Source organism: Rhodopseudomonas sp. BR0M22 (assembly GCF_010907035.1).
Classification (GTDB): Bacteria; Pseudomonadota; Alphaproteobacteria; order Rhizobiales; family Xanthobacteraceae; genus Rhodopseudomonas.
This window is the reverse complement of sequence record NZ_QUMK01000060.1, coordinates 1-18394: the sequence shown is the minus strand read 5'-3', so window position 1 is coordinate 18394 and position 18394 is coordinate 1. Positions and strand designations below refer to the sequence as shown.

Here is an 18394-nt window from a genome sequence, read left to right as displayed (position 1 = left end):
TTATCCCCAGCGCGCAGCAAGGGTCATACGATTGCACGAATCGGGCGCTCTGCTATCCAACCGCCCGCCGCACTGCTTCTGAATGTTGTTCGCGGCTCCCACACGTATTGTTTGGAGATATCGAATGACCTTTCGGTCCGGTTTCGTCGTTGCTGCCCTGGTTGCCCTGGTGTCGCTGTCGCCCGCCGCAACGATGGCCCAGTCGGCCGGCCCGCAGGGCACCTGGCTGACCCAGGCCGGCGACGCCAAGGTCCGGATCAAGAGCTGCGGCAACGCGCTGTGCGGTAGCATCGTCTGGCTGAAGACGCCGATCGATCCGAACACCGGGAAGCCGCAGGTCGACGACAAGAACGCCGATCCGCAGCTCGCCTCGCGGCCGATCATCGGCCTGCAGATCTTCGGCGACATGCGCCCGGTGTCGCAGGGCAAATGGAGCGGCCACATCTACAACGCCGACGACGGCAAAACCTACCAGAGCAGCATCTCGCACACCGGCCCGACGACATTATTGGTCGAGGGCTGTGTCGGCACCCTGTGCGGCGGCGAAACCTGGACGCTGACGCGCTAAGCGATCGCCTTTTCGGGCATTCCCTTCAAAGCCAGGGCGGCGGACGCATAGCCCCCGCCGGCACCGTCGATGAAGTGGACGTGATCGCTGCGCATCGCCGAGGGCGTAAAACAGGTCACCATCGCCGCCTGCTGCCGCGACACGCCGTAGCGCGCAACGCCTGCGACCGCCGCAGCGGCCAGCTTCTGCTCCAGCACGTCGGCCAGCTCCGGCGCGCAGTCGACCACCATGCGCAGTCCGTCGTCGTATTTGCGGAAGTCGGAATTATCCACCAACTCGGCCAGATAGCGTCGCGGCACGAAGCCGCGCACCGTGATACCGAGGCGGATGATCAAATAACTAAATAGCGTCCGGACCAGCAGGCCGGCGCGGCGCAGCGTCAGCGATCCGCCGCGCTCGGCACGCGCTTCGAGATCGAGGCCCTGCGGCGGCCAGCGTAATCCCGGTCCTTCGCGGGGCACCGGCCTGCCCGCCTCGGGGCTGCGCTCGATCAGCGACACGATGTCCTCGATCAAGGTGCGGAACGCCGCGGGATCGGTCTGCGCCATCGGCATGATCAGCACCGACAGGATCACGCCGCGTCGGGCCGGCATTTCCTCGAACCGGCACGACAGGCCGGAGAGGTCCGGCGCGGTGCCAGGCGGCGCCGCCGGAATCGAAAACTCGCCGCGCTTCATCGCCGCTTCCGCCCAGCCGAGACCGCCACCGGCGAACATCGCGTAGCTGACGTGCGGCGATGGCGCGAACCGCGCGACGCGAACCTCGAGCCCCTTGGCGCGGATCGCTGCAACCGGCACCAGCGCGATCCGCATCGACAGGCCGAGTTCGTCGCGAACCCAGGCCGCGGTCGCGGCCAGCGCGTCACGGGCCGCAGCCAGATCTGCAGGCGCCACCGCAAAGCCGGCCCCGTCGCCGCCGAACACGAACGGGAATTCGCGCCCTTCAAGCGCGTTGGTCACCGCCGCGATCACCGCCGCCCCGGCCATGTTGACCGACTTGTAGCGCCGCTCGGCGATCGCGCGGGTTGAATCGACGATATCGGCCACGCCGATGCTCCAATCGTCCGGCAGCGGCGCGTAGAGGGCAGGATCCATCAGGCTGCGGAAGCCGCGAAACACCGCGACACTCTGGTAAAATCCGCCGCTGTCGCCTGCGCTCATGCCGCCCGCCCCTCCTCGATTGATGCCGATGAGTTACGTCCGCAAACCCGATCGGCTGCGAACGGCCGAGGTCAGTCGCTGCCCGAGCACAAGCCGAGCGCCGCCGTGATCGTCCCGCGCGCACAGCGCGTCAGCGCGATGTCCGAATACAGCCCGTAGGCGAACACAGCCACGGCCAGCAGAAAGATGATGCCAAGCGATTTCACGTCAGATGTCCGGTTCACCGCCAGCCGCCGCAAGAGTAGCGCGCGCCGGCGGCTGATGTCGCGCCCGTTAGATCAGATCGGGAGCGGGAGGATCAAGCCGGGAGGTGATGGCGGGAGGCGCTCATCCGATCGCGATGCCAAAATGCTGTTTCAGCTCAGACATCCGAATGACCATCGCACGCCGAGGATCAAACGGCAGATCCCTGAAACCCCAACGCGCATAGAACCCGCGGACACCGTCCTCGAGCGGATGGGTGACCACGCCGACACATCCCACGATCTCAGCGGCACGCAGCGCCGACTTCAACGCAAACTGCAGTAATGAAGCGGCATGCCCCTGACCTTGATGAGCTTTGTTCACCGCGAGCCGGCCCAGCAGCAAGACCGGGACCGGATCGGGCTGGTTGCGCTGCTGCGGCTTCGGCAGATAGACCCCTTCGGTCTGACATGCGCTCAGCGTCACATATCCGATGATCTGGTGTGATTCTGGGGCGGTCATGACGTTGACCCGCTACGCCCCGCTGACGTGGTTCGCCCATGCGTGCCGAACCAAGCATTCAACGACTCTTGTCCGCAATCGAACCCGCCGCGGTCGTCCGCTTCGGACAGCGGCGCGGCGCGTTCGCGAACGCAGGCACCTTGCGATCCCAGGTCGGCTTCAAGCCTCGCCAACTTCTGCAAAGACGGATTTGGCTCTGGCGGGGGCGCCAGCCAGCTCTCGAACGTTTCCCAATTCTTCCCAGGAATGGTGACGACGCTGCGACTGAAAATCACGATCTCCGCCGTTTCAACCAATTTCATGCGAACGACCTCGCCCAGACTGTTACGCGAGCGCTCGGTTCCAGCTTCGAGCATCGCGCATCCTTGCGGCTGACCCGGACAGTTTAGAACGGCACGGTATTAGAACGCTCCATCGCGCACGCGCAAACAGCACACAAGCAATTGCGTCACCGACCAAAGTAATCACCTATCCGCTGGATTTGCGATCGTCGCGATGGGCGACGCCGCCGATTTGGCCGTTTACGACTCTCAGCAACACATTGATGATATAGCTGACACGAACGTAGCCAAAGAACAGATTTGGCCGATCTTTTGGCCTATCGTCGGTGTTGGCACCTGCGCAGATTTCGCCATAACTAACCACTCAGCGACAGGCAAAACGCCGCGGTCGGTAATCATGATTTTTATAAATGCTCTATTTTTCGCCCGACTATTGCCTAGTCTTTCTCCCGTTGACGTTGATTCTGTTCTTTGTGACGCGGCAAAACCTCGGTAACGCCGCAGCAAAATTGACGCTGATCGCGGGCTCTCTGATCTTCTATGGACTATGGAATCTATCAAGCATCCCTGTTCTTCTTGCTTCGATCGTAGTCAATTTATGCATCGTCGATACACTCTTTCGCTACCAGAAACATCGTCGTGCGGCGCTCATTACTGGACTCTTATTCAACGTCAGCCTTTTGGCTTTCTTCAAGTATGCAAACTTCGCAATTGAGAACCTCAATCTCCTCGGACTTGACATCGCCCCTCTCGAGCTATTCTTACCGCTAGGAATTTCGTTCTTCACGTTCCAAAAGATTGCGCTGTTAGTTGATGTCTATAAGCAACGAGTACCTAGACCAACGACCCTAAACTTCGCCTTATTCGTCACCTTCTTTCCTCAGCTGATTGCCGGCCCAATAGTACATCATGCAGAAATGATGCCGCAATTTGACGATCCGGCGCGGCGTTCATTCAATATTTCGAACTTTAATACTGGAATAGTCCTATTCTGCATCGGCTTCATCAAGAAATTGCTGATTGCCGACGGCATGGGCATTTACGCGAACTTCGGCTTCTCCCAAACCACCATCGGTCCATTTGACGCATGGTGCACCGCACTAAGTTATACTTTTCAGCTTTACTTTGATTTTTCCGGTTTCATCGACATGGGCATGGGAAGTGCAATGATGTTTAACATTACACTCCCTCAGAATTTTCTATCTCCATACAAGTCGGCGAACATTCAGGAATTCTGGCGGCGCTGGCACATCACGCTTGGCAGATTTTTACGAGACTACATCTACATTCCCCTGGGCGGGGGGCACCGGCGCGTCTACCTCAATCTAATGGCAACGTTCGTGATAGGTGGCATATGGCACGGCGCTGCCTGGACTTTCGTGATCTGGGGCTTACTTCATGGGACAGCATTATGCGTTCATCGCGCATTCCAGAAAGCGAGATTCCGCCTGCCTGGGCCACTGGGAATCATTCTGACCTTCTGGTTCGTTGTCGTCGGGTGGGTGTTTTTTAGGGCAACAACCGTCACAGAGGCATGGATGGTGCTTAAGGCGATGCACGATCCACACGTTTGGAAAAGTGTTTTGGCGGACCCTCACGCCTTCATCGGCTCGCGACGGGTTCTCGACGCCAAGTGGATTCCATTTGCCGCTCTCTGCGCCGTGATCTGCTTTGCTTTTCCAAATACATCAGAAATTATGTCTCGCTATCGCCCAGCCTATTGGCATATCCCCGCTCTCGGCGTTGGCACGGCGGCCGCCGTCATCTTCGCCGTCTACGTGAACGCGCCGCCGCCGTTCCTTTATTTCAATTTTTGAGCATGCCGCATCAACGTGCCTTTACCGCCTTGTTGCTTGCCACCCTCATTCTGTTCGTTGGGGGTGTGGTGCTCGGCGCGGAACTCTTTCACCGCCACATCATCATACCCGAACATGAACCTCGACGGGTACATCTCGATGCATATTTGCGGTCACCACGGGCCTACGTCGCGCTCGGATCATCTCAGATGAACATGAGCCTGAATATCGATGATCCGCAATTCTATAATTTGGCCTGGCGCGGCGAAGCAATCGCGGAGGAATGGCTCAGACTCCGCATCGTTCTGAGACAATCGACTAACAAGCCGCGGCAGATATTCCTCGAGATGAACCCGCCACTTATGGTTCACAAGGGCACGGCAAATCCGATCTTCTATTATCGAGATTACATCTCGCCGGAAGACGCACGCACCTTCAGGGATAGCAGAATTAACTACCAGCTCCCGCTCCTCACTCAGCTGGCAGGTGAATATCGACGGGACATCCCTTGGCTCGCCCTTCGCTACACCGAAGGAGGCTCGATCTCACCAGACCCTGAACGGCTTCACTTCAAAATCCAGGATAACGGTTTCTCGTACAATCTAATTCCCGACAAGACATTTCCATCACCAATTTCACGATCAACCGAGACCCTTCATGTTCACCCAAACTTTGACTACTTCTTTAACCTGTTGATCCAAGAAGCGCAGTCGCATGGAATCAAGGTCATACTCGTCACAACTCCGATGTTCCCCACTTTGAGAGAAGCAATCTCTGCTGGGACGTGGAAAGAGACGCGTCAGTACATAGACGCGGCATGCGCTAGGTTCGGATTGACGTATTTCGATTTCTCCCGGTTCTCAGACGACGCAGCAGACTTCTGGAACGAGGATCATATGAGTTTAGCAGGAGCAAAGAGGTTCGGAGAGTTCGCCCATCCGATCTTGATGCCAAATGCTCAAATTTTGCAGAATGAACAAAAATATCGACCAGATAGATAATTGGCTAACACACGACCACACCCAACCACCTTCAACGCAAAATGCAGTATGTGACATTCGTAATATCCCAAGGTTGCCACTTTTGATCTGGCGCAAACGCATTGCAGCGCCGGGCGACGCAAGAAGCGGAGCGCGACGCGCTGGAAGCTAAGCAGCAAGCAATGCCGCGCCGCCGCTGACGATGCATTTGCAGGCCGCAGGGCAGCTCGGCGCCTGCACCGGCAAGCTAAAGCAGGGGCTGGCACGGGAGATCCCGAGCACCACGACCGCGCCTTCGCGGCGCCCCCTGGAGATCATCGATCCACATCGCACCCCACCGGACGCAAAAAGCCCGTGGACCAGGAAGTCCACGGGCAATGAGCGACCTTGCTGGGTCTGACCGAAGCTACGGCGGGATCCGAAGATCCGAAGACCGTAGAAGCGTTGGTTGCGGGGATAGGATTTGAACCTATGACCTTCAGGTTATGAGCCTGACGAGCTACCGGGCTGCTCCACCCCGCGTTAAACCTTGCGCGGCTTTCAGAAAACCAATGACCATCAACGCCCAAAAGCGCTGATCGATCCTCCCGGAGGCTTCCTGAGAAGGTGCCCGGGGCGAATGCCCGGGGCGCGAGGGGTGTCTACCAACCCTGCGGGGATTTGCAAAGCCCCAAGGGAGGATTTGGACGAAGATTTTCAAGATTATATGACGGACGGAACCGGGTGTGGTTGCCGGATCGCCTTTCCCCTGCGACACTTCGCCAAAATCAGCCCATTCTCGAACCAAACGGGCCTCGCAGGGAGCGAAAGATGGACCAGCCGGTCGGCGGTTTCGGGGGCAATGCGCTCCACGACAGCTTTCATCGCATGTTCGAGATCTCGCGGGCCGAACCGCCGCCGACGCTGGAGCAGCGCCAGGACCGGCTCGCCCGGCTGCGGGCGCTGATCAAGGACAACGAGAAACGATTCGAACAGGCGATCTGTGCCGATTTCGGTCACCGCAGCGCGACCGAGACGCTGATCGCCGAGACGCTCAGCCTGCTCGGCGACATCAAGCACACCTCGCGGCATCTCAAGCGCTGGATGGCACCGCGCAAGGTGTCGACCCAGCTCCAGTTCCTGCCGGGCAAGAACCGGCTGCTGCCACAGCCGCTCGGCGTGATCGGGGTGATCGCACCGTGGAATTATCCGCTGCAGCTCACCGTCGCGCCGGCGATCGGCGCGATCGCCGCCGGCAACCGGGTGATGATCAAGCCGAGCGAGCTGTCGCCGCACTTCACGGCGCTGCTGCAGGAGACCGTCGCGGCCAAGTTCGATGCCAGCGAGATGATGGTGACGGGAATCGAGCCCGGCGTCGCCGAGGCGTTCGCGCGGCTGCCGTTCGATCATCTGATGTTCACCGGGTCGACCCGGGTCGGCCGCATCGTCGCGGCGGAGGCGGGCAAGAACCTCACCCCGGTCACGCTCGAACTCGGCGGCAAGTCGCCGACCATCGTCGACCGCTCCGCCGATCTCGACGAGGTGGCGCCGCGGATCGCCTATGCCAAGCTGATGAACGCCGGACAGACCTGCATCGCGCCCGACTACGTGCTGGCGCCGCAGGACCGGGTCGAAGCGCTCGCCGGCAAGATCTGGGGCGCGATGCAACAGATGTGGGGCACCGACCCGGCCAATCCGGACTACACCTCGATCATCGCCGAGCACCACTACGCGCGGTTGAAGAGCCTGGTCGACGATGCTGTCGCCCGCGGCGCGCGGCTGCTGCAACCGGCGTCCGCGGATGAGGCGGCGTGGGCCGGCAAGCGCAAATTCCCCCCGACCCTCGTGCTCGGCGCCACGCCCGAGATGAAGATCATGCAGGAGGAGATCTTCGGTCCGCTGCTGCCGATCCTCGGCTATGGCGAGCCGACCGAGCCGATCAGTTTCATCAACGGCCGCGACCGGCCGCTGGCGCTGTATTGGTTCGGCACCGATGAAGCCGCGCGCGATCAGGTGCTGGAGCGGACCGTCTCGGGCGGTGTCACCATCAACGACTGCCTGGTGCATTTCGCCCAAGCCAACCAGCCGATGGGCGGCGTCGGCGCCTCGGGCACCGGCGCCTATCACGGCGAATGGGGCTTCAACACCTTCACCAAGCTGAAGCCGATCTTCTATCGCTCGCCCTACAACCGGTTCGCCGATCTGTATCCGCCCTACGGCGGCAAGATCGCGCGGCTGTCGAAGGTGCTGCGCCTGATGTCGTAGCAAGAGACGACCCGCACAGCCGAAGAAGCCGGCGGCAATCAACAAGACAAATATCGCGGAGGGAAACGCGCATGAGCGAAACAGTGGATTTCGTCGTGGTCGGCGGCGGCTCCGGCGGCTGCGCCGTCGCCGGTCGCTTGTCGGAAGACACCAACACGTCGGTGGCTCTGCTCGAAGCCGGCGGCACGGCCGACAACTGGGTGGTGAAGACGCCCTATGCGCTGTCGCTGATGGTGCCGAGCAAGCTGAACAACTGGCATTTCGAGACGGTGCCGCAGCCCGGCCTCAACGGCCGCGTCGGCTATCAGCCGCGCGGCAAAGGGCTTGGCGGCTCGTCGGCGATCAACGCCATGGTCTATATCCGCGGCCACAAATGGGACTACGACCATTGGGCCGAACTCGGCAATGCCGGCTGGTCCTACGCCGACGTGCTGCCGTACTTCAAGCGCTCGGAAAACAACTCCGATTTCAACGGCGCTTATCACGGCCAGAGCGGACCATTGCACGTCAACCGGCTGCGGACCGACAATCCGGCACACGAGATCTTCCTGCAGGCGGCGCGCGAGGCGCAATTCCGCATCCGCGACGATTTCAACGGCGAGGAGCAGGAAGGCCTCGGCTTGTATCAACTCACCCAGCACAATGGCGAACGCTGGAGCGCCGCGCGGGCCTATGTCCATCCGCATATCGGCACGCGCCGCAATCTGCGGGTCGAAACCGACGCGCAGGCGACCCGGATTCTGATCGAAGGCGGCCGCGCGGTCGGCGTCGCGTATCGGCAGAACGATCAGCTCCGAGAGATCCGCGCGCGCCGCGAAGTCATCCTCGCGTCCGGCGCCTTCCAATCGCCGCAGCTGCTGATGCTGTCGGGCATCGGCGATGCCGCCGCGCTGAGGCCGCACGGCATCGACGTGGTGCACCATCTGCCGGGCGTCGGCCAGAACCTGCAGGATCACCCGGACTTCATCTTCGCCTATCAGTCGGACAGCCCGTATTTCACCGGCACCAGTTTCACCGGCATCGCGCGGCTCTTGTCGACGATCGGTCAGTACCGCCGTGAGGGACGTGGACCGCTGACCACCAACTTCGCCGAATGCGGCGGCTTCCTGAAGACCCGGCCCGACCTCGACGTGCCGGACATCCAGCTGCACTTCGGCATGGCGATGGTCGACGATCACGGCCGCAAGCGGCATTGGGGCACGGGCTTCTCCTGCCATTTCTGCCTGCTACGCCCGAAGAGCCTCGGCAGCGTCGGGCTCAGCAGCGCCGATCCCTTGGCACCGCCGCGGATCGATCCGAACTTCTTCGGCGATCCGGAGGACCTCGAAACCATGGTGGCGGGCTACAAGACCACGCAGCGGCTGATGGAGACGCCGGCGCTACGCGCGCTGCAGCAGAAGGATCTGTTCACCGCCAGCGTCCGCACCGACGACGATATCCGCGCCATTCTGCGCGCCCGCGTCGACACGGTGTATCACCCGGTCGGCACCTGCAAGATGGGCAGCGATCCGATGGCGGTGGTCGATCCCCGGCTCAAGGTCCAAGGCATCGGCGGCTTGCGCATCGTCGACGCCTCGGTGATGCCCACTTTGATCGGCGGCAACACCAATGCCCCCACCATCATGATCGGCGAGAAAGCGGCGGACATGATCCGCGAGGAGATGCGGGCGATTTGAGGAGAGACAAGTCTGCCAGAACAATGAATTCACTTCTCTGGAACAGGATCATCGCGAACCATAAATGATGGGCTACTTGGGTTCAACTCCGACCACTTTTCTCCCGTCAGGCAGCGATCAGTGTATCGTATCCCCGAAAAATCTGTTTGTTCTCTCCAAAGTAGCGAGAGGCCCAACAATGTCGCCAATCCAACGCCAGCTACAAAGAGATACTTCAAGTGATTGAGATCAGCCTTTGGCAGTAGGTCCAGAAGCAAAATTCCGCTGTATAGTAGCGCAAACAACCAGAAACAGGAGAAAAAATCCGCTAATACCTTTCCAAGGCCCGATACGGAAAAGCTTAGGCCTCCATTTCGTAGCCATATGGTCTTGTACAAGCGGCCCTCAACAGCATTCTCAAGCATGTCAATGTGCTTCTCCCAGTTATTTTGCCAGAACTTCGAACCTCGTACGACCAGAGAGTTCGCAAATGCCGTCAAAAGGCCTAAGGCGGCGAGTGCCAAGAGCATCGCTTGGTTTCGCTGACTGCCCGAATGCTGCCAAAGCAAACCTGAAGCGGTAAAAATGGCAGCCTGAAACGCCCAGAAGAAAGCTCCGCGTTTCCAAAGATGCTCTATCTCAAATGACCTTTGCTCATATGCTCTATTGAGAGCTATCTCAAGTTTCGACGTTTCTTTCCGCGGGTCAACATCGATCTTACTGAAATACACATCGCGAAGATTTGGATCCGACACTGCGAAAGCTCCTCAGCATGATCTAAATGAACCGAGCTTACCCCAGCAAGAACCCGCCATCCACCGTCACCACGCTGCCGGTCATGTAGCGCGAGGCGTTGGAGGCGAGCAGCAGGATGGCGCCGTCGAGGTCGGACTCGTGGCCGACGCGGCGTTGCGGGATGCTCTTGAGCAGCTTCTCGCCGGCCGGCGTCGCCCACAGCTCACGATTGATATCGGTGTCGATGTAGCCCGGCGCCAGCGCGTTGACACGGATGCGGGAGCTTGCGAGCTCCAGCGCCATCGCCTTGGTGGCCTGGATGATGCCGGCCTTGGAGATCGCGTAAGGCGAGACGAATTTCAGCACGCTCTGGCCGAGCACCGAGGCGATGTTGACGATGTTGCCGCCCTGCTGCCGCGCGATCATCCGCCGCGCGACTTCGGTGGCGAGGAAGTAAGCGCCTTTCAGATTGGCGCCGATCACCTTGTCCCAATCCGCCTCGCTGGTGTCGACCGCGAGTTTCTCAGTGGCGACGCCGGCATTATTGATCAGCACGGTGATCGGTCCGAGCGCGGCCTCGGCCTGATCGAGCGCAGCTGCCATCCCGCCGAGATCGGTGACATCCATCCGCACCGCCACGGCGCGGCCGCCGCTGTCCTTGATCTCCTGTTCCAGGCTCTGCAGCTTGTCGATCTGTCGCGCGGCCAGCACGATCGCGGCGCCGCGCGCGGCGAGCACACGCGCGAATTGCCGGCCCAGCCCCTGCGATGCGCCCGTGACCAGAATGACTTCGTTGCTGACGTCGAACAGTTGATCCATGCCGCGTTTCCCGTTGATGCGTTATGCGTTGCCCTCCCCTTACCATGCCGGAGCGGGATGGCTAGAGTGCCGGCCGCATCGACATCGCCATGCATCCGGGAGTGAAACGTGGATCTGGGAATCAAGGGCCGCCGCGCGCTGGTGTGCGCATCGAGCAAGGGACTGGGCCGCGGCTGCGCTGCGGCGCTCGCCGCCGAAGGCGTGCATGTGACGATGACTGCACGCGGCGCCGAAGCGCTGGCGCAGGCCGCGGCGGAGCTGCGCAAGGCCTATCCCGATGTCGAGATCATCGAGGTCGCCGGCGACATCACCACGCCGGAAGGCCGCGCCGCCGCGCTGGCGGCCTGCCCGGAGCCGGACATCCTGATCAACAATGCCGGCGGCCCGCCGCCCGGCGACTTCCGCAACTGGACCCGCGACGACTGGATCAAGGCGCTCGACGCCAACATGCTGACGCCGATCGAACTGATCAAGGCGACGGTCGACAAGATGATCGAACGGAAGTTCGGCCGCATCGTCAACATCACCTCGGCCGCCGTGAAGGCACCGATCGATGTGCTCGGCCTGTCGAACGGCGCGCGCTCGGGCCTGACCGGCTTCGTCGCAGGCCTGTCTCGCAAGACCGTCCGTCACAACGTGACCATCAATGCGCTGCTGCCCGGCCCGTTCGACACCGATCGGCTGCGCGGCGTCGCCGCCGGTCAGGCCAAAGCGTCCGGCAAGCCGGCCGAGCAGATCCTGGAAGCGCGGAAAAACGAAAACCCGGCGGGACGCTTCGGCACGCCGGACGAATTCGGCGCAGCCTGCGCATTCCTCTGCAGCGTCCACGCCGGCTACATCACCGGCCAGAACCTGCTGCTCGACGGCGGCGCGTTTCCGGGCACGATGTAACGATCACGCCAACGTCTCGGAGCCGGCAGCGGCGACGCTGCCGGTGCCGGCTCTGGCCCGTCTTACTTTTGGGCCGTCATCACGATCCGCACCAGATCGGTGGCGTTACGTGCACCGAGCTTCTTCATGATGTTGGCGCGGTGATATTCGATGGTGCGCGGGCTAATCCCGAGTTGGCGTCCGGCCTCTTTGTTGGTGTTGCCGGAAGAAAACAGCTCCAGCACCTCCCGCTCGCGCAGCGTCAGCGGCTCCTTGCCGGGGAAGTTGTAGGACGGCGCCTTGCTGGCCTGGCCGGCGTCGCGGCGACGCGAGAACGCTTCGATCGCCTCCTCCACGCGCGACACGATTTCCTTGCCGCGGAACGGCTTCTCGATGAAATCGAGCGCACCGTTCTTGATGGCATTGACCGCCATGGCGATATCGCCTTTCCCCGAGATCATGAATATCGGAGCCGGATAGTCCTCGGCGTGAAGCTCGGCGAGAATATCCAGCCCTGACCGGCCGGGAATATGGACGTCCAGCAGGATGCAGGCGGGGCTGCGGTTGCGCGCCACCGCAAGAAGCGATTCACCATCGGCGAAGCAGATCACCTGATAGCCCGCCGCCGACAGCACAATCGACAGAGTTTCTCGCACTGCCGGATCGTCGTCGACGACAAAAACCTCTCCTCCCGATGATTGCTCGTTCATTGCACGACCTCCCGGTAAGAAAACTTTAATGGAACACACCGCTTGGCTGAAATCCGTAGTTCTACGGGGAACCAAGTTAACGCGAAGACAGCACCAAACCGTTATAGTGATCCGGCAATTTGCGAGGTCAGCGGTGCTATCTGCCTCTCCAGTACTAACTGACAACTAACCTCAACGCCGCACGCCCGAATACCATCAGGCAGACCGCCGTCAGATACGACCGAGAAGCTCGACGCGTTTCACGCCACGGTTGAGAACCACAATGGTCCGAATATCATTATGAGCCGGATTCGAGCAAGCAAACCCTCGGTTTTGGCACCGCCACGCGTGGATAACCCCGCCGCAGGGGGGCTGCGATGCCACCGCCGGCTCGCGTCTGCCTCCGTCACCGAGCGTCGGCCTACGTCCGTTTTGCCTTTGCATCGTTGACAGGGCCCCGTCGATGCTGCCCCTGGCCCGTCCCAACCTGAAGCGCTCACTGGTGACGCTGCGGCTGACGACGGTGGTCTTGATCATCACCATCGTGGGCACCAATCTGATCTTTCTGAGCAACCTGCGCGAAACCACGCTGCAAACTGCCGAAACCAACCTGTCGCGCTACACATTGACGCTGGCGGAAGAAGCCGACCGCTCGTTCAAATCGGTCGATCTGCTGCTGTCGAGCATCCGCGACTATGTTGCGCGGGCCGGCGTCACCGACAGCGACTCCTACCGGCAGACAATGTCGCAGCACAGCACCCGCGCGCTGCTCCGCGAAAAGATCACCGGCATGCCGCAGGTCGAGGCCGTGGGCCTGATCGACGAAGGCGGCAAGCTGGTCAACTTCTCTCGCGACCGGCCGGTTCCGGACGTCGACGTGTCCGATCGCGATTACTTCCGGGCGCTAAGCGGCGATCCGACGCTTTCGAGCTTCATCAGCGCGCCGGTAAGGAACCGCAGTTCCGGCAACTGGAACATCTTTCTGGCGCAGCGCGTGACCGCCGGTGACAATGCGTTTGTCGGCGTGCTGCTCGGCGCGCTGTCGCTGCAGTACTTCGAGAACTTCTTCGCCGCGACCACGCATGGTGGCGGCACCGAAATTTCGCTGGTGCGCTCCGACGGCATGCTGCTGGTCAGCTATCCGGCATCCGACAGGATCGGCCAGGCAGTGACCGACAGCGGACGGATCGCCGTGGCGGCCGGAGGCAGAGGGGCCAGGCCGGCGGAGGTTGGCTCGGTGCTGCAGGTGACGCGCGTCCTGCCCAATTATCCGATCATGGTGCGGGTGACGCAGCCGATGGACAGCGCGCTGGAGAGTTGGCACAACATGGCGATGCTGATGATCGCGATGTCGTTGATCAGCGCCCTGGTGATCATCACCGGCAGCGTCGCGATCGCGCGCTGGTGGGGCAAACAGCATCTCTACGCCGAGGCCGCCGAAGCGGCCAGCGCCGCCAAATCCAGCTTCGTGGCGATGATGAGCCACGAAATCCGAACGCCGATGAACGCGGTGATCGGGCTCGCCACCAACCTGCTCGAGACCAACCTGGACGCCGAGCAGCGCCACGCGGTGGCCAGCATTCACGACGCCGGCGACAATCTGCTGCAGATCCTCGACGACATTCTCGACTTCTCCAAGCTGGAGGCCGGCCGGCTCAGCTTGGAGCCGATTCCGTTCGCGCCCCACAGCATCATCGACAACACGCTGAGCGTGATCGGCCCGCGTGCCGTCGCCAAAGGGCTGGTGATCCGCCAGCAGATGCGCGGCGAAATTCCCGATGCGCTGACCGGCGATGCCGGCCGCATCCGTCAGATCCTGCTGAACCTGCTCTCCAATGCGGTGAAGTTCACATCGACCGGCGAGATCGTGGTCACCACCGAATGCGTGGAACGGGATTCGACCAGCGCGCGGATGCGGTGGATCGTAGCCGATACAGGGATCGGCATCGCCGCAGACAAGATCGAATCCCTGTTCAAGGATTTCGTCCAGGCCGACAGCTCGATCAGCCGGCGGTTCGGCGGCTCGGGTCTCGGCCTCGCAATCAGCAAACGACTGATCGAGCAGATGGGCGGCAAGATCGGCGTGGTGTCGACGCCGGGCCGGGGCTCGGAATTCCACTTCTCGCTGACCTTGCCGATCGCCAACGATGCGGCCCCGCCGGAGCAGGACGACCACGACGTATTCGCCCGATTCCGCGAGCGGATCGAGGCCGCCGGTCGACCGCTCCGGATCTTGGTGGTCGACGACAATCCGACCAACCGCACCATCGCGACGCAGATGCTCGGCGAATTTCGGGTGCAGACCAACACCGCCTGCGACGGCACCGAGGCAGTCACCGCGGCGACGCGGTTCAGCTACGACGTGATCCTGATGGACGTGCGGATGCCGGAAATGGACGGGCTCGACGCCACCCGCGCGATCCGCGCGCACGGCGGCGCGCTCGCCGCGGTGCCGATCATCGCCTTCACGGCGAACGCCTTCGCCGAGGACGCTGCAGCCTGCCGCGCCGCCGGCATGAACGATCATGTCGCCAAACCGGTGCGGAAGAAGGCGCTGGTGGAAGCGATCTTGCGCGCACTACCACCGCTGTCGCCCTCGGCTCGGGCGCCCCATCCGCCGTCCGGTGCGGCGGTCATCAAGGCGCCTCCGTCGCCGGCTGCAGGTGCTGCGGATGCGCCGGAAACCGTGCGAGCGGGACAGCTCTATGTCGGTCGGAAGGCGTTCGGCCATCTGGTCGACGAGATCGGCAAGGATGCGACCCTTGCAGTTCTGTCGGTGTTCGTGCGCGACACCGCATCGCGGATCGCGCTGTTCGACACGCTGGAGGTCACGACCGACCATCGCCGGATCGAGCGCGAGGCGCATTCCCTTAAGAGCGCGGCGGCCACGTTCGGCCTCGATCGCTTGTCGGCGCTCGCGCGCGAGCTCGAACAAGCTGCACCGCACCTGACGCAGACCGATTATCTGGAGCTGACCGGCCGGATCAAGGATGCGTTCGCGGCGGCCCATCGCGAACCAGCCGCGGACGACGAACTGGTCGAGCTGGCCTGAAGGAGCCGCGGCAAGACAGGAGACCCGCGTTCAGGCTCCGCGCTGCAGCATCGCCGCCGCCTCGCCAGGGTGGCGCGCCGTCCAGCCGCGATACCAATCGACGAAGGCGTCCTGCGGCAGCGCGCGCGAGAATTCGTAGCCCTGCCCGATGTCGCAGCCGAGTGCGTCGAGTGCGCGCCAGGTGGCGGTGTCCTCGATGCCTTCGGCGACCACTTTCATGTTGTACTGGTGTGCGATCGCGACCGAAGACGAGACGATCTTCCACATGTCGGCGTCGGTCAGGCAGTCCTTGACGAAGGACCGGTCGATCTTCAGCTCGCTGAACGGCATCCGCGCCAATGCAGAGAGCGACGAATAGCCGGTGCCGAAATCGTCCATCGAGATGCCGACCCCTTTCAGACGAAGCCGCAGCAGCACGTCCATCGCGCGCCCGACATCCGCCATCGCCGTGGTTTCGGTGATTTCGACCATCAGGGCCCGCGCCGGCACGCCGATCTCGGCGAGCAGGTGCTCGATCTCCTCCGGCAGAGAGGTGTCGGACAAAAGAGACGCCGACAGATTGACCGCGACGACGAACCGCGGCTCTGTGGCAATGAACGCAGCAGCGAACCGCATGGCGTCGCGCAGCATGCTGAAGGTGATCGCCTTGATCAGGCCGCCCTGCTCGGCGAGCGGAATGAAGAGATCCGGGCCCACCGCGCCGAAGGTCGGGCTGTCCCAGCGCGCCAGCGCTTCGCAGCCGATCACCTTGCCACTCGCCAGATCGATCTTCGGCTGGAACGCGGCATAGACTTCGCCGTTGTCGATGCCACGCGACAGATCGGCTGTGGTGATGCATGCAGCTCCGGCGTCCGACCGGCGGCGCAACGCGGCAGATTCAGGGAGCGTCGACAGTGCGCTCCGCAGCAGCGTCAGATCGATCGGCTTCGGCAGCGACACGGTGTCGAGCATGCCGACGGCATGCGCCATCCGAACCGTTGCGTTGAGAATCCGCTGGTCGCACCCGCTGATCACGATGATCCGTCGGGGCTTGGTGTCGTGGTCGGCGATCAAGCGCAACAATTCGATGCCGTCGTGGTCGCCCAGCGACAGGTCGATCGTGACGTAGTCGTAGCGGTCGGCCGCGAGCCGATCGGCAGCCTCCTGATAGGATGCAGCGAAATGCGGCCGATAGCCCAGCTTGATACAGACGCCGCTGATGATCGCGCCCTGCAGCGGATCATCGTCGACGACCAAGACATCGATCGCCGGGTCGGAGGAGGTTCGATCTTGCATCGCGATGGCTCGTGTTGGGATCATCCTGGCGCGGTCTCGCTCGACACCGCCGCTCCGCTCGTCTGCCGAACGGCGCGGGCGCCAACCAGAGCGCGAACCGACGTTACCACTCGACTATTGAACGATGTGTTCGCAGACGTCGGACTCGCGCGAAGAGCGGGGAAGTCGTTAGCAATCTCCTACACCGATCGTTGGCATTGTCGTCAAAAGTCAATCGGCACGGTCGTCGCGAACCGGCGATTTGCTGTTCTTGCTGCGCGTGCTGAGAAAGCGGACGTCGATCTCGGAACCGTTGACGCGGACCAGCTCGCAGCGCCGATAGGCGAGCCCGGTGGACGACAGCAAAAGGAAGAACTCCTTCAAGTTCAACCCTTCGATCGAGCCTTCCAATTCGAGCTCGGCATCGACGCTGGACACCGCCTTGAGGACGCAGTTGCGCCGCCAAGTGCCGTCGATCCCCATGATCCAGACGTTGTAGCCTCGTCCGAACGATACCCGCTCGGCCCCGGTCTCGGACGCCACCTCGGTCTCCTTTATCGACCCGTCAGGGCTCCCGCACGCAGGCTGGCCGCGGCGAGACTCGGATTGGCCGCTGCAGCACCGGTGTTCGGCAGATACACGCCGCGTCGTTTCGGGCAGATCCGGTAGGCATCGGTGAGGCCGACCACGGTTTCGGCGGCGCCGAGGAACAGATAGCCGTCCGGCTCGGTGGCGCGCTGCAGCCGGTTGAAGATATCCGACTTCGTCGCCTGATCGAAATAGATCAGCACGTTGCGGCAGAAGATCACATCGAACTTGCCGAGCGCACCGAAGTCCTGCAGCAGGTTGAATTGCCGATACTGCACCATTGAACGAACGTCGGCATTGAGCTGCCACATCGTGCCGACCTGCTTGAAGTACTTGACCAGAAGCTGGATCGGCAGACCGCGCTGCACCTCGAACTGGGTGTAGAGGCCGGCCTTGGACTTTTCCAGCACCTCGGGCGACAGATCGGTGGCGATGATCTCGATGCGCCAGCCGGCGAGCTCGGCGGCCTTCTCCTTGAGCAGCATCGCCAGCGAATACGGCTCCTGTCCGGTGGACGACGCCGCGCACCAGATCCGCAGCGACTTGCGACCTGCGCGCGCCTTGATCAGCTCCGGGATCACGCTGTCCTTGAAGTGATCGAACGGCGTCTTGTCGCGGAAGAAGAACGTCTCGTTGGTGGTCATCGCTTCGACGACGTCGTGGATCAACGCCTCCGAGCCGGCCTTCATCTTCTGCACCAGATCGGTGATGCCCGGCACGCCGGACTTGCGGGCAAGCGGCAGCAGCCGGCTTTCGAGCAGGTATTTCTTGTCAGCCGACAACACCAGGCCTGAACGGTCTTTCAGCAGTTTCTGCAGATACTCGTAATCGAGCGGCGTCATGCGTTTTTTCCCGGACAGAGCGTGAGCGGTGAACTGGTTCGTCGCGCGTTAGGTCATGCAGCGATACGTTGGTTTGCGATTTCGAGGACTTTGTCGACGTCGAGGACGACCATGAGCTGTCCGTCGAGGCGATGGACGCCGTTGGCGAAGGATGCC

Annotated in this window: 17 protein-coding genes, 1 tRNA gene and 1 pseudogene; 7 read left to right on the top strand and 12 right to left on the bottom strand. The window is 62.0% G+C overall.

Annotated elements, in window-relative coordinates; translation table 11 throughout:
* Positions 1-124: 124 nt before the first annotated feature.
* On the top strand, positions 125-568 hold the full coding sequence (locus DY468_RS18405; protein ID WP_164606237.1) for a DUF2147 domain-containing protein: 444 nt from the start codon (positions 125-127) through the stop codon (positions 566-568).
* Here DY468_RS18405 and DY468_RS18400 read toward each other — a convergent pair.
* From DY468_RS18400 to DY468_RS24815, 4 genes are all read right to left on the bottom strand, one after another.
* Positions 565-1728: a DUF3095 domain-containing protein gene (locus tag DY468_RS18400; protein ID WP_164606236.1), complete on the bottom strand. Its 1164-nt coding sequence runs from the start codon at positions 1726-1728 to the stop codon at positions 565-567. The two genes, DY468_RS18405 and DY468_RS18400, sit on opposite strands and share 4 nt — an antisense overlap.
* Before the next feature lie 71 nt (positions 1729-1799).
* Positions 1800-1934, bottom strand: a complete 135-nt coding sequence (locus tag DY468_RS24945) for a hypothetical protein (protein WP_283808788.1) — start codon at positions 1932-1934, stop codon at positions 1800-1802.
* Positions 1935-2055: 121 nt separating this feature from the next.
* A complete protein-coding gene (locus DY468_RS18395; RefSeq protein ID WP_246701030.1) occupies positions 2056-2433 on the bottom strand; it encodes a GNAT family N-acetyltransferase in 378 nt (125 codons plus the stop codon).
* Complete coding sequence (locus DY468_RS24815) at positions 2430-2789, bottom strand: type II toxin -antitoxin system TacA 1-like antitoxin (protein WP_246701029.1); 360 nt, start codon at positions 2787-2789, stop codon at positions 2430-2432. Before DY468_RS24815 ends, DY468_RS18395 begins: the two co-directional genes overlap by 4 nt.
* A gap of 335 nt (positions 2790-3124) precedes the next feature.
* On the opposite strand from DY468_RS24815, the gene DY468_RS18385 reads away from it, so the two are divergent.
* Complete coding sequence (locus DY468_RS18385; RefSeq protein WP_164606235.1) at positions 3125-4531, top strand: MBOAT family O-acyltransferase; 1407 nt, start codon at positions 3125-3127, stop codon at positions 4529-4531.
* Positions 4532-4533: 2 nt separating this feature from the next.
* Entirely contained in the window at positions 4534-5511 is a 978-nt protein-coding gene (locus DY468_RS18380) for an SGNH/GDSL hydrolase family protein (protein ID WP_205512514.1), read from the top strand.
* A 424-nt stretch (positions 5512-5935) separates the two neighbouring features.
* Here the strand turns inward: DY468_RS18380 and DY468_RS18375 are convergent.
* Positions 5936-6012, bottom strand: a tRNA-Met gene (locus tag DY468_RS18375).
* 288 nt (positions 6013-6300) lie between these two features.
* Between DY468_RS18375 and DY468_RS18370 the strand changes: the two genes are divergently transcribed.
* Both DY468_RS18370 and DY468_RS18365 read left to right on the top strand, forming a co-directional pair.
* A complete protein-coding gene (locus DY468_RS18370) occupies positions 6301-7734 on the top strand; it encodes a coniferyl aldehyde dehydrogenase (RefSeq protein ID WP_164606233.1) in 1434 nt (477 codons plus the stop codon).
* A gap of 71 nt (positions 7735-7805) precedes the next feature.
* Entirely contained in the window at positions 7806-9410 is a 1605-nt protein-coding gene (locus tag DY468_RS18365) for a GMC family oxidoreductase (protein WP_164606232.1), read from the top strand.
* Between the two features lie 29 nt (positions 9411-9439).
* Here the strand turns inward: DY468_RS18365 and DY468_RS18360 are convergent, their stop codons facing one another.
* Positions 9440-10144, bottom strand: coding sequence for a RipA family octameric membrane protein (locus tag DY468_RS18360; RefSeq protein ID WP_164606231.1), 705 nt, complete (start codon positions 10142-10144; stop codon positions 9440-9442).
* A gap of 37 nt (positions 10145-10181) precedes the next feature.
* Complete coding sequence (locus DY468_RS18355) at positions 10182-10943, bottom strand: SDR family NAD(P)-dependent oxidoreductase (protein WP_164606230.1); 762 nt, start codon at positions 10941-10943, stop codon at positions 10182-10184.
* Between the two features lie 108 nt (positions 10944-11051).
* Between DY468_RS18355 and DY468_RS18350 the strand changes: the two genes are divergently transcribed.
* Positions 11052-11834: an SDR family oxidoreductase gene (locus DY468_RS18350; RefSeq protein ID WP_012495252.1), complete on the top strand. Its 783-nt coding sequence runs from the start codon at positions 11052-11054 to the stop codon at positions 11832-11834.
* A gap of 62 nt (positions 11835-11896) precedes the next feature.
* On the opposite strand, the gene DY468_RS18345 is transcribed toward DY468_RS18350, so the two are convergent.
* Positions 11897-12523, bottom strand: a complete 627-nt coding sequence (locus DY468_RS18345; protein ID WP_110784579.1) for a response regulator transcription factor — start codon at positions 12521-12523, stop codon at positions 11897-11899.
* A 442-nt stretch (positions 12524-12965) separates the two neighbouring features.
* Between DY468_RS18345 and DY468_RS18340 the strand changes: the two genes are divergently transcribed.
* Entirely contained in the window at positions 12966-15554 is a 2589-nt protein-coding gene (locus DY468_RS18340) for a hybrid sensor histidine kinase/response regulator (RefSeq protein WP_164606229.1), read from the top strand.
* 30 nt (positions 15555-15584) lie between these two features.
* Here the strand turns inward: DY468_RS18340 and DY468_RS18335 are convergent, their stop codons facing one another.
* The 4 genes and pseudogenes from DY468_RS18335 to DY468_RS24810 all read right to left on the bottom strand — a co-directional run.
* A complete protein-coding gene (locus DY468_RS18335; protein WP_164606228.1) occupies positions 15585-16829 on the bottom strand; it encodes an EAL domain-containing response regulator in 1245 nt (414 codons plus the stop codon).
* Positions 16830-17039: 210 nt separating this feature from the next.
* Positions 17040-17291 (bottom strand): PilZ domain-containing protein, encoded by a 252-nt coding sequence (locus DY468_RS18330; RefSeq protein WP_205512516.1) that lies wholly within the window; start codon positions 17289-17291, stop codon positions 17040-17042.
* 71 nt (positions 17292-17362) lie between these two features.
* Positions 17363-18238, bottom strand: a complete 876-nt coding sequence (locus tag DY468_RS18325) for a CheR family methyltransferase (protein WP_164606226.1) — start codon at positions 18236-18238, stop codon at positions 17363-17365.
* A 53-nt stretch (positions 18239-18291) separates the two neighbouring features.
* A pseudogene (locus DY468_RS24810) lies at positions 18292-18394 on the bottom strand (chemotaxis protein CheW); the annotation flags it as partial.

Excerpts from the sequence above, each read along its gene's own strand:
- DY468_RS18330 (WP_205512516.1), bottom strand. The coding sequence starts at position 17,291 with ATGGGGATCGACGGCACTTGGCGGCGCAACTGCGTCCTCAAGGCGGTG.
- DY468_RS18325 (WP_164606226.1), bottom strand. The coding sequence starts at position 18,238 with ATGACGCCGCTCGATTACGAGTATCTGCAGAAACTGCTGAAAGACCGT.
- DY468_RS18365 (WP_164606232.1), top strand. The coding sequence starts at position 7,806 with ATGAGCGAAACAGTGGATTTCGTCGTGGTCGGCGGCGGCTCCGGCGGC.
- DY468_RS18405 (WP_164606237.1), top strand. The coding sequence starts at position 125 with ATGACCTTTCGGTCCGGTTTCGTCGTTGCTGCCCTGGTTGCCCTGGTG.
- DY468_RS18395 (WP_246701030.1), bottom strand. The coding sequence starts at position 2,433 with ATGACCGCCCCAGAATCACACCAGATCATCGGATATGTGACGCTGAGC.
- DY468_RS18345 (WP_110784579.1), bottom strand. The coding sequence starts at position 12,523 with ATGAACGAGCAATCATCGGGAGGAGAGGTTTTTGTCGTCGACGACGAT.
- DY468_RS18340 (WP_164606229.1), top strand. The coding sequence starts at position 12,966 with ATGCTGCCCCTGGCCCGTCCCAACCTGAAGCGCTCACTGGTGACGCTG.
- DY468_RS18335 (WP_164606228.1), bottom strand. The coding sequence starts at position 16,829 with ATGCAAGATCGAACCTCCTCCGACCCGGCGATCGATGTCTTGGTCGTC.
- DY468_RS18400 (WP_164606236.1), bottom strand. The coding sequence starts at position 1,728 with ATGAGCGCAGGCGACAGCGGCGGATTTTACCAGAGTGTCGCGGTGTTT.
- DY468_RS24815 (WP_246701029.1), bottom strand. The coding sequence starts at position 2,789 with ATGCTCGAAGCTGGAACCGAGCGCTCGCGTAACAGTCTGGGCGAGGTC.
- DY468_RS18385 (WP_164606235.1), top strand. The coding sequence starts at position 3,125 with ATGCTCTATTTTTCGCCCGACTATTGCCTAGTCTTTCTCCCGTTGACG.
- DY468_RS18355 (WP_164606230.1), bottom strand. The coding sequence starts at position 10,943 with ATGGATCAACTGTTCGACGTCAGCAACGAAGTCATTCTGGTCACGGGC.
- DY468_RS18370 (WP_164606233.1), top strand. The coding sequence starts at position 6,301 with ATGGACCAGCCGGTCGGCGGTTTCGGGGGCAATGCGCTCCACGACAGC.
- DY468_RS18380 (WP_205512514.1), top strand. The coding sequence starts at position 4,534 with ATGCCGCATCAACGTGCCTTTACCGCCTTGTTGCTTGCCACCCTCATT.